Annotated in this window: 9 protein-coding genes and 1 pseudogene; 3 read left to right on the top strand and 7 right to left on the bottom strand. The window is 66.0% G+C overall.

Annotated elements, in window-relative coordinates:
• Nucleotides 1-177: 177 nt before the first annotated feature.
• Nucleotides 178-3,180, top strand: coding sequence for a hypothetical protein (locus JJQ90_RS11925; RefSeq protein ID WP_216875673.1), 3,003 nt, complete (start codon nt 178-180; stop codon nt 3,178-3,180).
• Nucleotides 3,177-6,248, top strand: coding sequence for an SNF2-related protein (locus tag JJQ90_RS11930; RefSeq protein ID WP_216875674.1), 3,072 nt, complete (start codon nt 3,177-3,179; stop codon nt 6,246-6,248). The genes JJQ90_RS11925 and JJQ90_RS11930 overlap by 4 nt, the downstream gene beginning before the upstream one ends.
• Here JJQ90_RS11930 and JJQ90_RS11935 read toward each other — a convergent pair.
• The 7 genes and pseudogenes from JJQ90_RS11935 to JJQ90_RS11965 form a co-directional block, all read right to left on the bottom strand.
• The gene (locus JJQ90_RS11935) at nt 6,241-7,251 is read right to left on the bottom strand and encodes a hypothetical protein (RefSeq protein ID WP_216875675.1); all 1,011 of its coding nucleotides are present in this window, start codon (nt 7,249-7,251) and stop codon (nt 6,241-6,243) included. The two genes, JJQ90_RS11930 and JJQ90_RS11935, sit on opposite strands and share 8 nt — an antisense overlap.
• The gene (locus JJQ90_RS11940) at nt 7,248-8,984 is read right to left on the bottom strand and encodes a nuclease-related domain-containing DEAD/DEAH box helicase (protein WP_216875676.1); all 1,737 of its coding nucleotides are present in this window, start codon (nt 8,982-8,984) and stop codon (nt 7,248-7,250) included. Before JJQ90_RS11940 ends, JJQ90_RS11935 begins: the two co-directional genes overlap by 4 nt.
• Nucleotides 8,984-15,151 carry a DEAD/DEAH box helicase gene (locus tag JJQ90_RS11945; RefSeq protein ID WP_216875678.1) on the bottom strand — a complete coding sequence of 2,056 codons (6,168 nt, stop codon included), beginning with the start codon at nt 15,149-15,151 and terminating at the stop codon, nt 8,984-8,986. Before JJQ90_RS11945 ends, JJQ90_RS11940 begins: the two co-directional genes overlap by 1 nt.
• An 870-nt stretch (nt 15,152-16,021) precedes the next feature.
• Nucleotides 16,022-17,170: pseudogene (locus JJQ90_RS11950) on the bottom strand (IS3 family transposase).
• A gap of 572 nt (nt 17,171-17,742) precedes the next feature.
• A complete protein-coding gene (locus JJQ90_RS27715) occupies nt 17,743-17,922 on the bottom strand; it encodes a hypothetical protein (protein WP_216875679.1) in 180 nt (59 codons plus the stop codon).
• A 274-nt stretch (nt 17,923-18,196) separates the two neighbouring features.
• Nucleotides 18,197-21,343 carry an efflux RND transporter permease subunit gene (locus JJQ90_RS11960; protein ID WP_216875680.1) on the bottom strand — a complete coding sequence of 1,049 codons (3,147 nt, stop codon included), beginning with the start codon at nt 21,341-21,343 and terminating at the stop codon, nt 18,197-18,199.
• The gene (locus JJQ90_RS11965; protein WP_216875681.1) at nt 21,340-22,440 is read right to left on the bottom strand and encodes an efflux RND transporter periplasmic adaptor subunit; all 1,101 of its coding nucleotides are present in this window, start codon (nt 22,438-22,440) and stop codon (nt 21,340-21,342) included. Before JJQ90_RS11965 ends, JJQ90_RS11960 begins: the two co-directional genes overlap by 4 nt.
• A 108-nt stretch (nt 22,441-22,548) precedes the next feature.
• On the opposite strand from JJQ90_RS11965, the gene JJQ90_RS11970 reads away from it, so the two are divergent.
• Nucleotides 22,549-23,094: a TetR/AcrR family transcriptional regulator gene (locus tag JJQ90_RS11970; RefSeq protein ID WP_216875682.1), complete on the top strand. Its 546-nt coding sequence runs from the start codon at nt 22,549-22,551 to the stop codon at nt 23,092-23,094.
• Nucleotides 23,095-23,208 lie beyond the last annotated feature (114 nt).

Consider the following 23,208-nt stretch of genomic DNA (forward strand, 5'->3'; position numbering starts at 1 on the left):
TACAATCAAACACGTGATGGAAGACAGTCCGGTCTTCAGAGCCGCGTCTAGAGGGGGCCACTTGTTCCTGTGGAATCGAAGCCGTTGCTCAATCGCGGCGGACCGATGTCACGAGGCGCCTCGCCCTAACAGACAGTTTTGGCGTTCGCTCCCCACCGTGGTCGGTGGTGGTGCTGCTTGAAGGATTTCCAGCGTCGCCTGACTGAGCGGTTCAGCGCGCTACGTGACTCGCGCCAAAGCGCGGTGTTCTTCGTGGAGCATGGTCTGGACGACGACGAATTGACAGAGTTGCGTGCCGAAGTGCGGGCCCGTTTGCGATTCCACGCCGTCGACAGCGGCTGGTGGGACGACAACTATCTGTCGCTACTCGTCGCGGCTACGGAGGTCGGCTACCGGTACCGTGGTTCCGGGACGGACTTCTGGCCGCTTCTCGAAGAGGAACTGGGCCTCGAACTGCCGCCGGTGGGACGCCAGCGAATCAAGGATCTATTCGTCCGCGCGTCCGAGCAGTTCCGTGGAGCACGACCACCGACGACCGCGTGGGCGGAGGCGTTCCACCTCATCGCGTGGCCGATTACCCATGCGCTTCTGCCACTAGAGTTCCACCGGCCCTTCGCGGCGACCCTCGCCAACCTGCGCGTAGGTATGAGCGACTCGGACGAGGCTACGCTTTATCGAGCGGTCCGGAGCGCCGCGGCATATCCGACCGCGCGATTCGCCACCTTTCTGGAGGACCTCGGGGTGGTCGTGTCGCTCACTCGCAGCGTGCTGTGGCGGGAGGGGTATGACCTCAGTCCAGAAATCATTGGCCGGCTCTCCGCCGACCTAGAGGCGGACGACGTGGCTCGCCGTGGCGTCGCGGTGGCTCGGAGCATCCAGCGCGCAGCCAAGGCCGGCGCCAGCGGCCCAGTCCAACTCCCGGCCTTGACTAAAACAAAGGGAGCGCTCCAACTCAGGCTGACCAACGACGCGCTGCTCCTTGAGGCAGGTTTTCCGCTGCTAGACGCGACGATTGCCCCGCGGCTCCGTACCTCCCTACGTCGTAGGCGGTTCGCACCTCAGCTTTGGGGCATCACCGCGCGGGTCGCGAGCGACCAGTTGCTGTCGGGCCTCCCCTTTCCACTGAAATTCACGGCGCTCCCGGAAAGGAACGCGCCGCTGTTTCCTGACCTCGACGGGGTCGGACTTGAGGCACAGGATCTGGCTGTCCTTCATGGATTCGACCTGGAGTTGGCACCTCCGCACCTATTTGCTGTGAGCGCGGAGGGCGATGTTGCGCGGCAGGTGCTTGGGACAACCATCACGGGTCACCGGACGTACTGGGTGCTAATCGGCGAGGGTGATGAGCCGATTCGTGGTTGCCCGACCGTCGGCGAGATCGGACCGCTGAGGTGTCTACAACTCGCACCTGATTCTGCCGGCGGCGCCCGCGCGCTCGCACAACTCGGCTTTGACGTGCGCCGCGGCGTGTCAGTGCGGTTTGCCGGCACGCCTTCGGTGGGACGTGCAGACGACATCCCGTCATTCGTCGCCGGAGACCAGCGCGTGCTGGTCCCACAGCGCTTGTCCGGCGATGAGGCGCTTGTCGTGCATCTCAATGGACGCTCGGCGGCGGCGACAGCGACTGAGGTAGTGCGTGTCGCTGTCGAGCCTGGCGAGCAACGGCTTCGCGTCGCCGGTGAGACTGACTCACGCGAGTACGTATTCCGAGGGGTCGGTGCACTGCCCCCCGTGGCGGCCTCGGTTCGCCTCGAGTTACGGTCTGAGGAGCGGACCGTACAAGCCCTCTTGGGCGGACGCTTCAGCTTCGTGGTCGACGGCGCAGCGCCTATCGACGGCCTCCCTCTAACCATTGATCTAGAGGTCGGCGGGCGCGTCTTCACCGCGACGGGCGCGCTCGGCCCGGTCCCGCAAGCTGTCTCCTCAGAGCACGCGGTCTTGAAGACCCTCCTCGACGAGGACGTGCGGGATTTCGTATCTGGTGCGGAGGCTGTCACCCTTCGCGCGCGGGTTGGCCACATCGCCGTTGCCGCCTGGGAACTGGAGCGTTTTGTCCGCCCCTGCTGGTGGCAGGGGAGGGATGAGCCGCAACTCCTCAGCGAGGGTGGCCCGCTCCGGTTTGGCGTCGTCAGTGCCGACGATCCCGTCAGCAAGCCGACCGAGGATGGGCTACGGAGCCGGACCTACTTGTTGGCTCCGATCGAAGCCGACCACCTGCAGTTCGGCGCGTTAGCCCCCTTTACGACGCTCTGCATAGCACCAAAACGCCTCCGGCTTAGCGACCTCGCGGTGGACGGCGCGACCAAGCCGAGGCTCGAGCGCCGGCGGCGTGGCAGCCGCGGCGGCGTCGGACTCGAGGATCTCGTGGAGGCATACCTGCGCTGGTCGCTGGCGGAGACGCGCAGCGCGATCGGCGAGATCCACCGCGGCCAGGTGGCAGCACGCATTGAGGAGTGGATGACGGAGGTGTGCTGCGGCCCCGAGTGGACGCGCGCTGAGGTCACGATCCCACACAAGAGTACCTGGAGCATCCTCGAGCAGGTATGTCAGGCCATGGCGCTCGGTCGCGACGGACTGACGGAACTGTCGGACGAACAAGAGACCCAAATCCGGCAACTCGCTGTCGCCGAAGTTCGCCGGTTGCTTCCGACATTGTGGACGCGCGTCGGCCCGCCGTCAGATCTTGGCGATGACGACTATGAGGTCCTCGATGGCGCATGGACAAATGCCTACGAAGCGCTAGCAGCACGATATCGAGCACGCGGCCAAACCGACGCCGCAGACCAACTCGGCGACGCGGATCCCCACGAGAGCCTGGAGCGCTGGGATGAAGCATTCGTCCGCGTGCGGGAGCGCGTCGAGTTGCATGCGCTCGCGGCCATGCTGTTGCCTTCGGACAGCCCGGCCCGCCTCATGGCGCTCGAGGTCGGCACGATGACAGTGGACGAAGTTGCAGACGAACTGTCGGCTTGGGCTACCTCGGCGCGCCGATCCTTTGGGGGCTCAGCGCCGACGCGTGATGCGCTGAAGGCCAGCTACGCGCTCTGGGTCGCGCCGGAACTGGCGCTGACCACCGACTGGCGAGCAGCCATCGACACGCTGCTGGTGGAGCGATCCGTCGCGCGCGCAACGCGATACCTCGCGCTGAGGGCCCGTGAAGCACGTTGGGGGGGCTTATGAGCCGAAACCCCTACGTCGACCTCTGTCTGCACCTGCAGGCGCTCCGGCGCCAAGCGGAGGAGACCCGCACACCACTCGCGCCGGCGCTGGGAGTGGCGGGTTCGATTTACACCCACCAAGTTGCAAACGTGCTCCGAGTGCTGACGGACGTTCGGGTCCGGCACCTCCTTGCTGACGAGGTCGGCCTGGGCAAGACAGTCCAGGCGCTGATGATCCTCAATGCGCTGCGTAGGCAGCGCCGAGACCTGCGCGCCCTCGTCGTCGTACCCGACCGGCTGGTGCCGCAGTGGCGCGACGAATTGATGAACCGCTCGCACGCAGCGCCATACGAGACGATTGAGGCGGAAGACGGCCAATACGTCAGGCTGGCGTGGGAGGACCAACTCCGGCAGAGGGACGACGCTGTTCCGCCAAAGCTAACGCTTACTGACATTGACCCGACACGTTATCAGGTTCTCATCGTCGACGAGTTGCACCGCCTGCGCGGTGACCTTCAGGATCGGATTGTCCGCGTGTCGGGCGAGTTCGAGCACTTGCTCGTCCTGACCGCCACTCCGTCATTCCAACGACCTGAGCGGCACGCGCAACTCTTTGCGCTACTCGAGCCAGAACGTGCAGCGCGCGCTCGCTGGGAGGTCGCAGACGATGCGGGTGAACTGGCGGTCAACGACGACATTTCGAAGTGGCCCGGTTGGGCGACACAGCGTATTGTCGACGCGCTGCTCGAGCGGGACCGTGCGGCGGCATCCGCCGCGGAGCAAAACACGCTGAAGGAGGCCGCGATGGCGCTTTGCGCCTATCGCCGCGTGATCCGCACCCGCCGTGTCGACTACAGCGGCGTTCTCCCTCGGCGCCAGCATCACCCAATCGTCGTCGAGCCTCTGGGCGCAGAGGTGGACCGCCAAACGCTCCTGTGGAGGTACTTCACCCACCTCGATAGTCTCAGTGCTCGGTTTGAACCCGTGCTGCTGGCCAAACGTGCCATCCTGAGTTCTCCGTCCATAGAGCAACGCGTCGACTTCTTTCGTCGACGCGGGCACGAGCGCGATGGGCTACTCGAGCGGGTGAAGCCACTGCTCCACAAGAGCGCCGGTGATTCGCGTGCCGACGCGCTCGTCGATCTGCTCGCAATGATCTGGTCGGACGCACCCGGGGAGCGCGTTCTTGTAGCGGCGCAGGATAACCTCACCGTCGACTACCTATTCGGGCTCGTCCAGGCGAGGCTACCGGAGATCGGCCCGATTGGCGCACGCGTCCGGCTCGTCGCTGCGCGCGTGCGCCAAGGCATGGAAACCGTTGCCGTCGAGGACCTGGGCGGATTCGGCAATGAGACGAACGAGAACCTGGAGGCGTTCCAGCGCGGCGACGCACAAGTCCTATTCGCGCCTGAGGCTGCGCAGGTCGGGCTCAACCTGCAATGCGCGCGCGTACTGGTACTCTACAGCGTTCCGTGGAGGCCGGAGGAGGTCGAGCAGTGGATAGGGCGGCTCGACCGAATTGGGAACGTGGCTGCGTTCTCGAGCGAGGGTGCGGCGCGTACGATCGATGTTTACACGATCGCGCAGCGTGGCCTGGTAGACGAGAAGGTGGTCACCGTCCTTGGTAGGTTCAGCGCATTTGAGCGCAGCGTCAATCTCGACGGCGCGCACCTCGCCGAGGTCGCCCAGGCGATCGAGGACGCGGCGCTGCGTCCCGAGAACGCCAGTTGGCGCAGCCTTGAGGAGCGCACGGCGTTGATGGCGGCCGAGGATGCCTCCCAGGAACTCACCTCAGCCCTGCGTCCACACCTCCCATGGCATGTCGGGTGGGCGGCCGCTCTGCGCGAGCGGCTAGATGCGATGCAGCCGGTTCCGCCGGTCATCGGCGGCGCCCCCGGGTACTCGTCCGTGGGGCCGAAAGCCTGGGATCGGGCGATAGAACCAATGCTTTGGCTGCTCGATAAGGCGGGCGACTATCACGTTCGTTCCAACATCGATCCTGACACGGGCACGAAGTTCCGCACGCTCTGGTACCGGTTCGGTGATTTCGCCGTGTCCGGCCGGAGGGAAGCCAGTGCAAAGGTGGTGTTCACGTTTGGCGCTGACCCGTCGCACGAGCGCAGTCCGCGGCACGCGCACGCCTTCATTACCCGCCGCGCGGATATCGGGACTCCCCCGCTTCGCTTTGTAACGATGACGCTCGACGGGTTAGCGATCCGCAGGAAACTCAGGTTCGCGAATTTTGGCGACCAACTACACGACGAACTCATCGACAATTGGGCAAACCAGCAGGTCGTGCACCAGGCGCTGGACGTAACCTACTTTGATGATCACGAGTTGTGGCAGCACACGGAGCCGGGCTGGTTCCTGCTGCGGATGAGCACTGTCGACCCCGCTGAGGCACTGGCGCATCAGTTCACGCTTGAAGCGACAGAGCGCGCGGTGGCCGCGGTGGTCACTAGGTCGCCTAACGAAAAGCTTGTCCAGTTGATGGCCCCATTCGCGCGAGCGGCAGAATGCGCGCTTGAGGCCGACGCTCGGTGGCTCCGCGCTGCGCTTACGGCGAGGACCAACCTTTGCGTGCGGAGGAAGACGCCGGCCGGGTGGCAGGACGTTCCGCAGCAATGCATCGCGGCGTTGATGAACCCAATGGCTCACGAGCGCGAAGGACTTCCCCGAGCGGCAACGCTCCCCGAGCCCGACGCCGCGATCAAGGCCGAGCTTCGTCAGGTGCGTGCGGGCGAGCAATGCGGCGGCGTCGTTTGGAGCGCAGAGCGGTCCTCTTTTGTCGATGAGTTGCGCGCCCGGCTCTGCGTCGTCGCAGAAGAAGCAGGTGATGCGTGGGAGTTAGCCCACCGGGAATTGATGCGAGCCGAGGCGACGTTGGCGGACACGCGGGAGCGTGGAAACAGAGCGCAGATTACGCGCGCAGAGAATCTCCGCGATGCTGCCGCTGATGCCGCCGCAATGACTAAAGTGTATTGGGCTCAACGCGAGGCATGGCTCCGCGCCTGCGAACCAGCAATCGTCGGCCTACGGCCGCGCGAGAGGCTGGTCGCGGCCATCCGTGCAAGAAAACCCTCTAACTGAGCAGGGCCCAAAGATCAGGGACGTCGGCGGCAACTCGCCACCTCCATCTTCCAGCCGGAACCCCGACGATGTCCAACGCGGCGCGAAGTTGTCCGGGTAGTGGCCAGGTCACCTGAACCTCATCGCCGGAGTACCGAACAATCTCCGCTGGACCAATGGCTCTGGAACGCGCGAGAAGCGCCCATCGCCACTCGTCATGGTCGAACAGGTCGAAAGCCCGCCGCTCATTACCGTCTACGGAGACCAGCGTGGGGAGCCAGTGATCGTCCCCGTGGCCTCGGCGATACGCGCACCACACGCCGTCCGGGGCGGCATCTCGCCAGCGCCCCTCAAGTGTCGCAGCGGCGTGTCGTCCGAAGAAGCCACCCGGCTCACCCGCCAGCATGCGGATCTCGGCGTCGGGGTCGACCTGAAGCCACTCCTCGCTGGCAACGTCGACCAACTGCTCCCAAAACGTCGCGAGAGCGACCTGGTCTGCGCGGATGGCGTCACCAGAACGCCGCGCTGCGTGGCGCAGGAAGCCAAGCGGATGCAGCCATTCCGCCAGTGAGACCTGCCGGGCGCCGCGTGCCTCGAGCGTCGTGGCCTGTTCCTCGCTGGCCATCTCGACCCGTACCGCCACGTCGGTAGGGTCCAGCGTCGCCATTCGGGGCGTTTCGGATGGCACGGCGACCGGGCCGAGCACGACCGCGATGCCGCTGCCCGAGGCTACCCAGCGAGGTTCCGCTGGCGCGATGTATGCCTCGTGACCGACCGCGACTTCCGCGCATTCGCCGATTGCGATGAGCCGCTCGAGTACGCGCGGGACGATGTCCGTCGGCACGTCGCCGGCCCGGAGTTGCTCCCTGGCGTACTTGAGAAGCGCACGCTTCGTGCAGAGACCCCAGCGCCCCATGGCATCGCGCATGAATTGAGCGACCGCGCGCGGGCTTGCGTTACCCTCGGGATCGATGGAGCCAAGGTCGCTTGCGAGTTGGGCACGCGACAGGGTTTCTATCGTCATCGCTCAGCCTCCGACGCGGCCTGTGCCGCGGCGATCACCTCCCGGCACTGATCACCGTGAACGACCGCGACGAGCAGCACCTTTGCACGCGTGCATGAAACGTAGAGGTCTTCACGCTTGAATAGGGCACCAAACCCTCCGAGGTCATAGAGGATGACGACCTCCGCCTCGAGTCCCTTGAACGAACGCGCCGTGGTCACAAGCACACCGCCACCCGTGCGCCAGGTCAAAGCGGAGGTCACGAGCGGCACGCCGTCGATGTCGCGCACGTCGGCCAGACTGCCCTTGTCCTTTGCGGCAGGCCCGATGACGGCAATCTGGTTGGGCGTCACGCCCTCGCGCTGCAGCAGCGACCGTAGTTCCTGAAGCACGAGGCCCTTCTGCTGTCGGTCCGAGCCAGCACGGAGGACGCGAAGCGCACCACCAAGCGGTGCACGCTTGAAGACGTGCGGCGTCAGCGAAAGGACCGAGGCGCTCGCGGTTGCGATCCGCTGGGTGTTCCGGCAGTTGATCGTGAGCTTGAAGCGCGCACCGAACACGACATCTGGCCACTGGACCTCGCCGCGTAAAGATTGATGCGGGTCCAGGAAAGCGTACAGGGGGCCGTCCGGCTGCGAAAGAACGGAGTTGGTCAGCGCGTACCACCAGCCCAGGCAGAAATCCTGAGCCTCGTCCACGACGATGGCGTCGAACTTTGCCGCGTCACCGAGATTGAGGATCGCTTGCTCGATGAGGTCGGGCACCTCGTCGTTCCAAAAGGAGTCTGTCGGTTCACGCCCGCTCTGTGGACGGAACTCGATGTCAGCGTCTCTCGCCAGGTCGGCGGCGAGAGAGTGGAAGTGCTTGACGGTGAGAAGGCGACCGAACCCGGCCGTCGTAGGATCCTCCTCGACCTGCACACGCAGCCACGCCGCCAATTCCTTATTATAACACACGAAGAGCGTGCGCTTCCCCTCCCGTGCGAACGCCATTGCCCGGTGAAGGGCGAGGAACGTCTTCCCGGAGCCTGCGACACCCTCGACGAGGACGCGGTGCTCGACGTAGAGCCCCTCAAACACCTGCGCTTGCGTCTCGGTCAATTCGAGCAGGCGCTCCGCGGCTTTCGAGATGTCGGGCCCTACGGGTCGGAACACGCGGAACTTCGGCATCAGGCAGTCGTGCAAGAGCATCCGGTACTGCTCCTGCCTCAGCGGCTTCGAACCGCTCGCGGCGTCGGTCCACGCCCCGTACGCAGCTTCGATAGCCTGCGCCATCATTGGAAGGTGCTTGCGTGAGATGATGATGGCCTTATCGGCATGCGGAGGTGGCGAGCCATCGTAGTCCAGATGGGGAAAGACGACCGCGTATCCATGGGCCACGTCTTCCTTGGAGAGCCGCCTACCGGAGCGCTCCCGGACAATGTCGAGCAGCGCGTGCATGTTGTTCCGCGCCTGGACGAAGGGGTCCTGGAATTCTTCGGGTCCCCTCGACGTGCTGCGAAACCACCGACGGCCGTCGTGCCGGATCGTCTCGCCGCCCTTTACCTCGAGCACCAAGATCCCGCGTTGGGGGTGGAGCACGACGAAGTCGGCCTCGCCCTCAAGGAGCGCGTCGCCGCGCCAAGGCCGCAGCCATGGGTATGAATGCAGAACCGCGTAGTCGTCGCCGAGTTGATCCCGGAGGGCTACGTAGACGGGCTCCTCGGATGAGTGCTCCAGATCTCCCGATGGGACATCCGGGTACATCCGTGCCATCAGACCCCTCCTAGGGGCTGGAGTTGACCTCCGACGAAGACACCGAATGCTCGGCCTACAACGGTGACCTCCTCGGCCCGCGGCGCTTCCGAGCGCGGCGCGACGTGCGAGAAGTACAAAATGTGGGCCTTGTCTCCGCGTACGGACGGGAGCCCGAAGGTCCAGCGCTCCTTCGTCGCGTTGAAAGCCCCCACCTTGCTCACCAGCAGCCGCGGCGTCCTGTCTTTCCCTTGCGCGAAGTCGGCAGGAGGCGTCGGAGCAAACACGACCCACGCGTCGAGTCCGAGTTCGCCCTTGCCCATACGCTCGAGCGTGGGGCGTGAGAGCTTCACAACGAATGCCCCAGACGGCGCGCCGGGGACCAGCACCGTGGCGAGCGTTGGCGGAGGAGTCGCGAGGCAAAGTGTCGCCGGGTCGTACACCGGGCATCCTCCAACTGCCTCTACAAGGAACGGCGGCAGGACGAAGCCTCCGCGCTCTTGCACGAGCGCACCGGTCGCAGCCTTTACCGCTGCAGGCAACGCCCGATCGACAAGGAGTTGGTCGACCACCACCGATTGCCCGGCCTGCTCGAAGAGAACTCGTCCGCGTACGGAGCCCGCCTCGCCGTGCGTCATGGGGTGACCGAGTACGATGACACGATCGCCGAGGCCCGGGAGCCGGAGCCCTCCGTCGACAGCGACGGCTTCGTGTCCTGCCTCCTCAAGATCGACACGCAATGCGTGGAGCATGCGCTCCTCGTCATCGGTGTCGATCGTCGGCTGCTGGCCCCGCACGACGTGCCGGATGAACGCGGCCCCCAGCTTGCGGTCTAGGTACTTGTGATCCCATTTGTTCTTAAAGCTACGCAGGCATTGATAACAAGAGTGGGTGCAGTCGCAAGCCTCCAGGCGCCTTAGCGCAGTGTCGAATAGGAGGCCGGGCCTCTCCACCGCCGCACGAACGAAACCGGCGCCGCCAGGCGTCAGATCGTAGAGATAGACCTCGACGTCACGGCCTGTACGCCCACCGCTCGTCATGGCGACGCGGAACTCGGCGCCGATATCAGACTCCTCGATGTCGAGGATCTTTGCTGCCGCCGACGCCAGCGCCTCCGCCACCGTGGTGAGGACGATCTTGGCGACGGTTGACCCCGGCGCGATTGCCGCCGCGCCGCCGAGGCGGAAGCGGAACAGCGCCACATCAGTCTCAAACTCGTTCCCAAGCACCACCACCGTCGGAGTGCCGTTGCAACTCGCGCCATGCGGGAAGTGGTCGGGGTTCGGCCTTGGGTGGCCGCCTTGCTGGAATTTACCGGCGTTCCAGCCGTTTGGCTCAGCGCGGCCGCACTTCGGGCAGTGAAGGAAGCCCGGCTTCATCCGGTCCTGCGAGCCGGTGTTTGTAAGGACCAGCCGCTGCTTCGCGGTCCACACCTCGTATCCCGCGCCATTTGCCGCCTTGTCGGCGTGCGCCGGCGGCCCGCGGTCCGTGAAGGGCGCACTGAGTTTGGCGCGCGTCGGCCTCGTCGGGGCCGGGCTGTCCTCAAGAGGGAGTTCCGCGTCGACATCTACAGGGTGTGCGAAGCCTGCCGGCTGGAGCCAGCGGGTGCCGACGCCGAGCGAGCCTGCGGTGCCGCACGCCGGGCAGTTCAAGACCTGTCCGACGTAGTGTTCATTGCTCCGCTGCTCGACGCGCGCATAGCCGCACCGATCGCATTCGAAGTACACTTTCATCCCGAACCACGCCTGCCAGCACTCTCGGCGCTTAAAGGGTGTCCAGAGGGCGAAGGAGTAGTGACGCTCGCCGTTCACCCAGACTTCGCGGCCCGGTGCGTAGCTGGACAGCGCTTGGTTCAGCCCGAGTTGGGGCGAGTACTTGAGGACTGCCTTGCGCTCGGTGCTCGCACTCTTGTCGAACACATGGAAGGTTACAACGTCCGTGGGGAATGCGTAGCGGGGAAGTACACCACGATCAAAGAGCCGATCGAGCAGTTTCTCGGGATCGAGCCCACCCTCGGGGGCCTCTTCGGCGCGATCCACGTCGGCGGCGCCAGGAGCGTCGGGCGTGGCGGCGGGGGCTCCAACCGTGTCGAAGTCGACAGCGTCGCCCCAGTCCATCGTGAGCCCGCCCCGCGCGGTCGCAGCCTCGTCGCCACCTCCCTCCATGATGAGTTCATCCACAGCAGGCGAGAGCACGGCAGCAAGGTCAGCACCTTCCACTGGACCCGCACCCACCTCGCGGAGCCCGTTAAGCAGCCGTGCAGGGATTGCTTCGACGAAACCCGGCTCCACCACGATCACGTCGTCGGGGACGACCTCAGCCAAAGCGTCCTCGACTGATGACGCGTTCTCACCAAGCCAACGCTCCAACCCAGCGTAAGAGAACTCCGACGCTCCGCCACTGCGGAAGTCGCGGAGCCTCCCCAGGCTTTCAAACACATTGGCGCTGACGCTGTCGTCGTGCGGGTCCGCGATAGCGTCCATCTGGAACATGCTCATCACTAACGCGAAGCAGTGGCGACGGACGATCTCGAGATTATCAAGGTTGAGCGTCGGGTCGGGCACCGGCCCGCTCACCATCGCCTCTGGGCTGGCATAGAATTCCTGGTCGTGGCTGTCGGCGCCGCAATAGGTGACGACCGTCGAGAGCGCGGAGCCTCGGCGACCGGCGCGGCCGGCGCGCTGCTGGTAGTTGGCGCGCCCAGGCGGGACGTTCCTAAGCGCGACGGCGGTGAGGCTGCCGATGTCGATGCCGACCTCCATCGTGGTCGTGCACGAGAGCACGTCGATTGGGCCGTCCTTGCGGCCCTCAGGCCCCTCAACGTCCAGATCCTGAAACCGTAGTTCGTGCCACTCGGTCCGAGCAACCGCGCCGCTGTTGCCGCCGTCGTTAAGCGCTGCGGAGTGCTCGGCCGCGACATAAGGGTGCGGCGCGTAGCCGTGCTCTGACGCAAGCCGCTCGGTTTGCCGGCGGAAGTGGCCCTTCCGAGAGCGGAATACCGGGTCAGTCGACGGATCGAGCGGGCTAGTGGTCTGGCCACATTCACGTTGACCAAGCCGCATCCGGCATCTCTCACCGCTCATCGGGTTGAAATGCTGCACGGTCGTGCACGTGTCGCAGCGGCGCCACTGGATGCCGGCGGTAGCGACCCGGAGCTTCGCTGCACGCAGGATGAAGCCGTTGGCGGTCTCGCTCGCGCCGAAGGTCCTTCGGAGGAATGCTCCCCAAGGCGTTAGAGAAGCAGTGGTGCCCCTCAGGTTTGCGTTGAACCATTTGGCTCCAACGAGGTCCTTCACAAATCCGGGAAAGCTGGCCTTGGTCCGATTGATCCTCGCGCCCTTCGGTGCATCCAGCCAGTCGCTCGGCGTCGTCGGGAAGAAGACCGCATGGCCGAGAACGGCGTCGTTGAGCCACAAGTCCAGCAGAGCGAGGCGCCGCTCATCTTCGGTCAGGCCCACCGGCTCCGCCGGCGCTGGCAGCCTGTGGAGCGCCGCAAGATCGGTATCGTCCAGAAGCGCCTGGACGGTCCCAAGCCCAAGTGCGCTGAGGCCGGTGTGCGGGTCCTTCAGCACCGGGTAGAGCGCGAGCATCAGCGCCTTGTTCGTACGGTGTGTGTTCAACTCCGCAGACCGCGAGAGGAAGGCGCGCTCGGTAAGGGGGGGGACGCTGGCCAGCAACTCGCGGAAGAGTTGAAGATCCTCCTCGAAGTGCGGGGCCTGCGCGGGGCGAAGCGTTACCCCCCGCATCACACACCCCGTCAGGAGTGCGGCATAGGCGTGCTCCAGGGCGACCGGCGCACCAAACCGCCGCTCCAAGTCCGCAAGGCCGTCGAGAATGAGTGGGCGGACGGCATCACGCATCGAGTATTGCTGAAGTTTGCCGGCGAGCCGTGAAGCAGCCTGCCGGCCATCGGAGAAGATGAGGGCTTTGCGGCCCTTGAGCGGCGTATTGACGTCAGGACGCGGCGGTTGCTCGAGCAACTGCGACGACACGATCTCCTGGAACGGCTCGTCGCCCTTGGTGACATGGTCCATGATATTGTCGCCGGGCGCGCCGCAGCGGAGGCAACTCTGGAAGTGGCCAGGCGCGGTGTCTTTCTGGCCGACCGGTGGCAGCCAGATCTCTCGCGTTGTATCACTCTCGGAGCCGACGCGGCCTGACACTGGGTCTAGGTGGTTTCGGCTCGCGCCAGAGCCTAAGGGTGGTTCCTCGAGCGCGAGAAACACCGGCTGCACGACTCCGTCGATGTCATCCACCTCACCGACGTCCTCTGCCCACAGGTAGGCGGGTGCGGCTGGGTCGAACGAGAAGGCCTTGAAGTAGCCCGACCCACACGAGCGACAGGTATGAACCTCAAAAACACGAGCGTTGCATTTGCACGTGCGGCGCGGCTGCGCATAGAGTGCACCAGTTGGAGGCAGTTGGCCGGCCCAGCGCTCCCGTAGGTCGTTTGGAACGCAGGAGCATTTCGGGTCCGAGCACGCCCACAGGCCCGGCAGCCCCCGGAAGAACGCGTGTGCACGCGCGGCGAGGAGCGGGGCCTTACCGTTGCTCTCCTTCGCCAGCGACGCCAATTCCACGAGGCTGTTGGCTGCTGAGCGCGCCAGAGCCGGGTCGATGTCCGGGAACAGCCGGAGTGCCAGTTTGGCTACGTCCTGTGCGGGCCCCACGCCGACGGGATCGCGCTCCTGATCGCCCCCGGCCCGCGCGCCACTGGTGAGGTTCACGAGCCGACCCGTTACGGGAAGTTTGCTAAGGGCGGAGTTGAGTGCACGCGCGACCGGGTCCGCGTCGGTCACTTCTGTCGCGGCGCGTGTCAGCGCATCGACCGACGTCTCGGGGTCCGACAATTTGAGCAGGGGGAGCACGGCGGCGAAGCGCACAGCGAGTTCGCCGTCGTGGACGCGCTGTAGATCGACACCTGCGAGCGCCCTGGCAACGTTGTCGTCGCCGGGTCCCGAAGGCTGCGCCGCGCGCTTGTTGCCCGTCAACACCTCGAAGCCGGAGACGGGCTTGCCGGCGAGGTCGGCAGCGAAGCGCTTGGCGGCCTCCGGGTCAGAGAACGAAGCGCTGGTGCAGATCACTTGAAACTGGCTGAGTGGGAGCCGCAGTCGATTGCGCAGGCGCCGGATCAGCATCGCTACCTCGGTACCCTGCGCGCCGCGATAGAGGTGCGCCTCGTCTAGGATGAGCATCAGCCGCTGGTTGGGGTTCGCCGCGTAGTAGTCTGCCGTCTCTCGAAATATATCCCGCTCGATCGGCCGCAGGAGCATGTACTCAAGCATTGAGTAGTTGGTGACCAGCAGATCGGGCACCTGCTCCTGAACCTCGTGGCGCAGGAACAACTCCGAATCCTCGGGTTGCTCAACAGTACGGACCCACTTGCCCTGGTTCTTCCACTTTCCTTTTCCGAGCCACCGGCTGATGCCGTCCTCCTTTGTAAGACTAGACGACGGCTTGGCCGGCCACTTTCCTCGGCTCCGGAGTTCAGCGATGAGCGCCCGGGTCGCCGAGTCCGATACGGCCCGGTCTTCTAGCTTTGTGAAGAACTCAAGTGGCTCCTTCAGACGGGACCAGTGCTTATCCGTGTCCTCCTTCCGTCGCCCGGGATAGAGCGAGCGCCCAGTGTAGCGGGCGAACTTCATGGGGCGTCCGCCGTGGTCGGTGAACCACCGCGCGACATCGTTGCCGCCGAATAGCACCCGGAAGCGCCCGAGTTGGTCGTTGACCAGCGCGTTCATCGGGTAGAGCAGCAACGCGCGGACCGCGCGCGTTGAGAACGACGACGGGATGGCTGACGCCTCGGCGGCCAGACGACCGAGGATCGGCAGAAGGAACGTCTCCGTCTTGCCGGAGCCGGTCCCTGTCGTAACCACGATGTCGCGGTAGTCCGCCGCGAGCGCCAGTTCAAGGGCGCTCGCCTGGTGGTCATACGGCGGGTCGAATACGGCCTTGCGCTTCCCCAACTGCGTTAAGAGGTCCGCGACTGGCCCCTCGATCTTGAGGTCCTCGAAGCGACGGCTGGCTTCGTAGCGCGCGGTGCTCTCGAGGTAAGGCCTTTGCGCGATCGCTCCTTCGCGGGTGAGGAGTTCGTCGCGGAGATCGACCAAAGCTGGATGCGAGATATGGTACGTGGAAGTAATGTATGTGCGCAGGGCAGTGGCATACTGCTTGAGTTCTTGATCCATTTTCATCCCCAGGGGAGAGTAGCCCTTTGTGGGGCTACAAACCCGGCCTTCGCCTATCGTGCTCTAGACGATTGCACTAGTTACAAGCGTCAGGATAGGCAGCACGACGCCGATCACGGAAGAGCCAAAGCGCTTGGCTGATGCAAATGAGGCCGAGTGAGTTATTCGGTGCGTCGGGAGGTTCCGGCCGGCGTAGCGCAAGCTTCTGATTTGTCACGGAATCCTGGGGCGTTCAGGCCGGGCTGCCTCGGCACAGGCCGCGAAGTGAGCGAGCGAAGAACTGCGCGTGCGACGCCGATGTAACGAATCGAGGAGTGCAGCGGTCACCGATGTGATAGAGAGGATCACCAGAGAAGGTTGGATTCCGGTTCCCACCGCTGCTCCAATTTTACCCGCAAATTCAACACCTTGTAGCCAATATCGTGGGGCCGCCTTATGGAGCAATGTTCCTGGGGGCCGGATAGGGTGCCGTTTTCGCGTGGCTGTAGGCGGTTTTGGGCGAACTTCGGCGAACCGTCGGCAGGTAGGCGGCCCTCAGGCCGCTGGATTCAGGGGCACGAATGCGGCCCCACGAAAGGTGCAGCCGGCGAAGAGGCTATAACGGGTTCGGTGCGCAACCTGACGTCCTTCGCGGCGGAGCGCCTGCCATACGACTCGAGCCGTAGATGTACGCGCTGATGCAGTGCCGTCCCGTCGGCCCTATGGCCGAGCCAGGATTGGCGGAGTTCGGCGCCGCGCTTCGAAATGTGCTGAGTTCGCGGTGGAGTGAGAACCGGCATCGGGGCCATCAGCAGGGCCGAGCAGCTACCAGTGTCCGGCGGGTGGTGGACGCAATGTGGACTTGCCCCGCTTTTATGGAGCGGCATTGGGTCAGGCAGCGGCCATCTTCTCGAACTGCGCTGGGCTTGTGAAGTCGAGCGCGGAATGGCGCCGAACGGGGTTGTAGAAGCCGTCGATGTATCGTGCGATGGCGGCTGCGGCGTCGGCGCGTGTCTCGAAAGCGGTGCGCCAGACGAGCTCGGATTCAGCGTCTTGAAGAACGTCTCCACCATGGCGTTGTCGAAGCAGTTTCCCCGCCCGGACATGGAGATCAGGATGCCGTTGGCCGTCAGTTCGGCCTGGTAGTCCGCGGAACAATATTGACTTCCGCGGTCCGAGTGATGGATCAGGCCTGCCGCTGGGCGGCGCATGACGACCGCTTTCCGCAGTGCGGCCAAGGCCAGATCGCGGTGCAACCTGTCGCCGGTCGACCAGCCGACAACGCGGCGGGCGAACAGGTCGATGACGACGGCGAGGTACAGCCAGCCCTCCTTCGTCCAGATGTAGGAGATGTCGGCGCCCCACTTCTCGTCCGGACCTGCCGCCGTGAAATCCTGATCGAGCAGGTTCGGCGCCACCGGCCACGCGTGCTGACTGTCGGTGGTTCGCGTGAACCGCCGCTTTGCCGCGCCCGCAGCCCATTCTCACGCATCAGGCGCGCTGTCCGGCGGCGGCCGACATGCAGGCCATCGTCGCGCAGGTCTCGCGTCATGCGCGGGCTGCCGTAGGTGCCGTTCGACAAGGCAAAGGCCGACCGGACATGCGCCAGCCGCACCATGTCCTGGTGCTGACGGCGGCAGGCAGGGCGGCCCTTCCAGGCGAAGTAGCCGCTCTGGCTGACACCAAGGACGCGGCACAGGCGGTGCACGGGGAACTTCTTCTTCGCCTCGTCAACGAGCTTGAAGCTCATCGACTTCCCTCCCGGGCGAAAAAAGCTGTGGCGCGCTTCAGAATGTCGCGCTCCTGTCGGAGGATCTCGTTCTCCCGCCGCAGCCGCTTCAACTCCGCCGCCATGTCAGGCGAAGCCGACCCGCCAGGCGTTTCCGCCGCTCGGTCCCGACTCCGGCCGATCCAGCGGACCAGCGTCGAAAGCCCCACCCCGAGATCCTCCGCGATCTCCCGCTGAGTTCGCCCGCTCGTCCGAACCAGGCGCACCGCCTCGTCCTCAAATTCCTTCGTAAACCGTCGCTGCTGCTTCATGAGGGTCCTTTCGCATCATCGGGACCTCTCCACTTCCCCGAAGCAAGTCCACTACGCGCCTGGCCCGGATGGGTGCACGATGCGCGTCCTGCCAGCGGGCTACCGCACCGGCGGAAGACCGCCCATGCGACCCCCGTCCTGGCGCGCACGCTCGTGCAGTTCAAACTCGGCTTCGAGGCGGATGGCGCCCCGCGCGCCAAGGCCTATTTCGGCATCCTGCGGCGCTGTGTGCCGATGCCTGGCGCCTGACGCCTCACGCTGCGCTCCTCAGCGCAGGCCCTTATCACCGCCAGCAGCGGCCTTGCGGGATTCTCCGTCGCGACGTCCCCACTGCGCCTCTGCTGGTCGCGTTCTGCAGCAGTGGAGGCTGCGCTAGCAGTGCACTCGCCCAGGCGCAGGCCGGGCGGATCGGCGCCGCCGGGCGCGATGGCGTGTCCGAAGGGCACGATCCCGCCCTGGCGCAGCGTCCGTCACGCCCTTTCGTCCGCACGCGCTAATTCACCCGATCGGAGGCCCTGGGATAGGACGAAGTACATTCAGCCGCGAGTTCAAGCTTGAGGCGGTAAAGTTGGTCAGGGATCGCGGAGTGGCGGTGGCGCGCTGATCGCGTCCGCCGCGATCATCAGGAGGCGACGGCTGTAGCGGTCGGCAAAGACGCCGCCGAGCGGGCCAAGCAGCGCCTGCGGCAGCAGGGCCGCCATGCCAGCCGTGGCCAGCGCCGAGACGCGCCAGTGGTGTCGGTGATCCACCATAGCAGCACGAACTGCGTCAGTGCCGAACCGATGAGCGAGAAGGCCTGTCCCGTGAAGATGGACCAGAAGCGCAGGCGCCACGCCGGGCCAGGGTCGAAGCGGATGTCGGAGGCTGCCAACTCCGTGGCGCCGAGAACCGGTCGGCTTATTCGCGCCGCCGACCCAACGGAACGGAGGAAGCGACATCCGGGCGCTGGAAGTCGGGGCCGACGGCGCAGCCCGCGAGCAGCAGGAGGGCCACCGCGGAGAAAAGGGGTGCGACGCTGGGTCATGGTCAGATCACCCGCCCGGGCGCTGCCGCGGGACCCTGGTCGGCGGCCTCGGCCTCGGCCTTGACCTCGGCCTTGCCCGCGAACCACTTGTAGAAGAGTGGGATCAGGAACACGGCCAGGAAGGTTGCCGCCACCATGCCGCCCACCACGGCGGTACCGATGGACACGCGGCTGCCGGAGCCCGCGCCGGTGCTGATGGCCAGCGGCACGCAGCCCAGGATGAAGGCGAGCGACGTCATGATGATGGGCCGGAAGCGTAGCCGTGCGGCTTCCAGCGCCGCGTCGAAGGCAGACTTGCCCGCGCGCCGCTGCAACACCGCAAACTCGACGATCAGGATCGCGTTCTTGGCGGCGAGGCCCACCAGGGTGATCAGGCCGACCTGGAAGTAGATGTCGTTGTTCAGCCCGCGCAGCCAGACCGCCAGCAGCGCACCGAACAGGCCGAAGGGCACCGCCAGCAGCACGGCGACCGGCAGGGTCCAGCGGCCGTACTGCGCCGCCAGGATCAGGAACACCATGACTACGCCGAAGCCCAGCGCCAGCGCGGCGGCATTGCCGCCTGCCAGTTCCTGGTAGGCGGCGCCGCTCCAGGCGATGCCGAATCCCTGCGGCAGGGTGCTGGCAGCCAGTTCCTGCATGCCCGTCAACGCCTGGCCTGAGGAGTAGCCGGGCGCAGCGCCGCCGTTGATGGTGGCGGCCGGGTAGCCGTTGAAGCGCTCCGCCAGATCACTGCCGACGACACGCGTCAGCGTCAGCATCGTGCTGGCGGGCACCATCTCGCCGCTTCCGGCGCGCACGTAGACGCGGCTGAGGTCGCCAGGCTCCCGGCGGTACGCGCCCTCGGACTGCAGGTTGACGCGGTAGTTGCGGCCAAGCAGCGAGAAGTCGTTGACGTAGAGGCTGCTGAAGGTGCTTTGCACCGTCTCGAACAGGGCGGTGAGCGTCACACCGTGCGCCTTGGCGGCGTCGCGGTCGATATCGAGCCGGTAGCGCGGCACATTGGACTGCATGGTGGTGCTGACACCCGCCAGCTCCGGGCGCCCTTGGGCGGCTGTCACCAGGGCCTGCACGGCGGCCGCCATGGCCTCCCGCCCGGCGCCGCCGCGGTCCAGCACCTTCATCTCGAAGCCGCCCACCGTGCCGAGTCCTTCGATGGCGGGCGGGTTGAAGGCCATCGCGACGGCATTGCGAACCTCCGACAGGGCGCCGAACAACGCCCCCGCCAGCAGGCGCGCGTCCTGCTCCGGCGCGCGGCGCTCCGACCAGTCCCTCAGCTCGACGAAAGCGGCACCGGCACTGCTGCTGGCGGCGTTGGAGAGCAGGTTGAAGCCCGAGAAGGACATCACCGAGCGGACGCTCGGGTCGGCGCGGAGGATGTCCACGACCTCGCGTCCGGACGCCTCCGTGACGTCCAGCGCCGTCGCAGGCGGCATGCTCCAGACCACGAAGAGGTTGCCCTGGTCTTCCTCGGGCACCAGGCCGCCCGGCACCGCGCGGAACAGCATGACGGTCAGGACGCACACCATGGCGAACGAGAGCAGCCCCAGGAGGCCGCGGCGCAGGAACAGGCGCACCCCGGCCGTGTAGCCGCGCGTGAGCAGATCGAAGCCGCGGTTGAAGAGGCGGAAGGGCAGCAGTGGCTGACCGTGCCCGGGCTTGAGCATGACCGCGCAGAGAGCGGGCGTCAGCGTCAGCGCCACAACGCCGGACAGGATGACGGAGATCGAAATGGTGATGGCGAACTGCTTGTAGAGTTCGCCGGACAGCCCACCCAGGAAGCCGACCGGGATGAACACGGCGCAGAGCACCAGCACGATGGCGATGACCGGGCCGGTCACCTCCTCCATGGCCTTGATGGACGCCGCCTTGGGGGACAGGCCTTCCTCGGTCATCAAGCGCTCAACGTTCTCGACCACCACGATGGCGTCGTCGACCACGATGCCGATGGCCAGGATCATGCCGAACAGCGTCAGCATGTTGATGGAGAAGCCCAGCGCGTACATGCCCGCGAAGGTGCCGATGATGGAGACGGGAATGGCGATGAGCGGAATCACGGTCGCCCGCCAGTTCTGTAGGAACAGGAAGACCACCACGACAACGAGCGCCACGGCTTCGAGGAAGGTCACGATGACCTGCCTGATGGAGACCTTGACGAAGGCCGTGGTGTTGTAGGGGATGGAGTACTCCATCCCCTGCGGCATGGCGGCGGCCAGCTCGTCCATGCGGGCGGTGACCGTATCCATGGTCTGCAGCGCATTGGCGCCGGGCTGGAGGTAGATGCCGAAGGGCGCGCTCGGCCTGCCGTTCAGGTTGCCCTGGAAATCGTACTGCTGGGCGCCGAGCTCCACGCGCGCGACGTCGCGTAGCCGCAGGGTCGAGCCGTCCGGGCGCGCCTGGAGGATGATGTTGCCGAAGGCTTCCGCGTCCGGCAGGCGGCCCTGCGCTGTCATGGCGTAGGTGTAGGCGCCGCCTGCGCTCGGGGCGTCGTTCAGCTTGCCCGCGGCGAACTGCTGGTTCTGCTCGCGGATGGCGGCGGAGACATCCGACGCGGTCAAGGAGAACTGCGCCAGCGTGTCCGGCTGCAGCCAGACACGCATGGCGTATTCCTTTTGCCCGAACAGCGAGGCATTGCCGACGCCGGGGATGCGCTTGATCTCGTCGATGACGTTCCGCAGCGCGTAGTTGCTGAGGAAGATCTCGTCGAACCGCTCGTCCGTCGCGGTGAGCGTCACCACCGCCAGGAAGGCAGTCGACTGCTTGTTGACCGTGACACCGACGCGCTGCACCTCGCTCGGCAGCGTGGCGAGCACGCCCTGCACGCGGTTGCTGACGTTGATGGTGGCCTGGTCGGGGTCGGTGCCGATCTCGAAGCTGACGTTCAGCGTCATGCTGTCGTCGGTGTTGACCGACTGCATGTAGATCAGCCCCTCGACGCCGTTGATGGCGCGCTCCAGCGGCGCGGCAACCGTCTGGGACACCGTGTCGGCGTCGGCGCCCGAGTAGGTGGTGGAGACGACGACCTGCGGCGGCACGATCTCAGGATATTGCGCGATGGGCAGCACGCGCATGGCGACCAGGCCGGCCAGCACGATGACGATGGAAAGCACCCCGGCCAGCACCGGGCGCTCGATGAAGAAGCGGGCGCTCACGGGCGTGCCTCCGCGGCCTGCATGGGCGCCGCCTCAAGGGGCGCGCCCTCGACCACCTTCACCACCCCCTCGGCGACGACGCGGTCACCCGGCCGGAGGCCGTCCTCGATGATCCACTCCTGCCCCATTGTCCGGCCGAGCCGGAGGCCGCGCCGCTCCGCCTTGCCGTCGGCGCCGACCACGTAGGCGAATGGACCCTGGACGTCCTGCTGCACCGCCGCCTGCGGGATTCGGATGACGTCCCGCGACGGGCCGGATACGCGGATACGGACGAACTGGCCGGGGATCAGGCGCCGCTCCGCGTTGGCGAAGGTGGCGCGGCCGCGCACCGTGCCGGTGGTCGGGTCCACGGTGGCCTCGGTGAAGCTGACCTTGCCCTCGGCCTCGCCCCCGCCGTCCAGTATCACCTGGGCCGTAAGGTCCTGAACGCCCTGCGCCGAGAGCATGGCAAGGTCCGGCCTGTTGAACGCGAAGGCCACATGGACCGGGTCCATCTGGGTGATGCGGGTCAGCAGGGACTTCTCCCCCCCGGCGCTGACAAGGCTGCCTTCCGGCACAGCCTCCAGGCTGGTGATGCCGGAGATGGGCGCGAGGACGGTGGTGTAGCCGAGTTCAAGGCGGGCGCTGGCCAGCCGCGCGCGGGCAGCCGCCAAGGATGCCTCCGCCTGCGCGAGCGTGGACATGGCGTCGTCACGATTCTTGCGGCTGCCCGCGTCGGCACGCAGCAGTTCCGCCGCGCGCCGTTGGTCGCGACGGGCGCGTTGGACCGTGGCGTCGGCCTCATGCACCTGCGCCTGCGCCAGATCGGCCGCGGCCTGGTAGGTGGCCGGGTCGACGCGGAACAGCACGTCGCCCTCCCGGACCTCGGCGCCCTCCGTGTAGGCGCGCTCCAGCAGGATACCGCCGACCCGGGCGCGTACCTCGGTCTGGCGCACGGCCGTCACGCGGCCGCCGTATTCGAAGGTGACCGGCGTCGGAAGCGGGCGGGCCTCGACGACGCCGACCTTGGTGGGGGGTGGGACGGAAGCGGGAGGCGCCGCCGCCTCGCCGCAGGCCGCGAGCAGCAAGACCAAGAACAACGATTGGCGGCGGAGCATGGGATTCACCAGACTGTGGAGACGAAAGAGTCAGGACGCTTGCCGGGCTTAGCGCTCAGACATATAAATCCATACGAACGTATTCATTAGTGGTCAAGGAGGTTCGCCATGGGTCGCCCACCGACGATCGACCGCGACAAGGTCCTGGACCTTGCGGAGCAGATCCTGCTGAAGGAGGGGACGGGCGCGCTGACCATCGACGCCGTGGCCAAGGCAGCAGGCGTCTCGAAGGGTGGCATCCAGTCGCGCTTCGGAACCAAGGACGACCTGATCGGCGCAATGCTGGAGCGTTGGAGCGAAGAGTACAACGCGCAGATGAGAGCCAGGCTCGGCCCGGAGCCCGAGCCGATGGCGGTCGCGCGCGGGCATGTCGACATCACCATGGCCTTGAACGCCGCGGAGCGCGCCAGGGCGGCCGGATTCATGGCAGCCATGATCGACGCCACGCATCGCCGGGCGGAATGCAGGGCCTGGTACGCGGAGCTCTTCGGTGGTCTCGACCCCCGGTCCAAGGAAGGACGGCGCGCCAGGATGACGCTGTTGGCCACCGAAGGCGCGTTCCTGCTGCGCACCTTTGGGCTGATGGATTTTGGCGACGACGAGTGGGCCGATGTCCAGGACGGGCTGCGCGCTATCCTCGACGGCACGATCTAAGCGGGAGCCGAAGATGGGTTGGACCTAGCTGGCTTTGGTGGGCCTCTTCGAGATCGGCTGGCCGCAGTCGTTGGGGCGCAAGCCAACGCCAAACGCCATCATCGCCAGCACCAT

It is taken from the genome of Falsiroseomonas oleicola (assembly GCF_019029495.1).
Classification (GTDB): Bacteria; Pseudomonadota; Alphaproteobacteria; order Acetobacterales; family Acetobacteraceae; genus Falsiroseomonas; species Falsiroseomonas oleicola.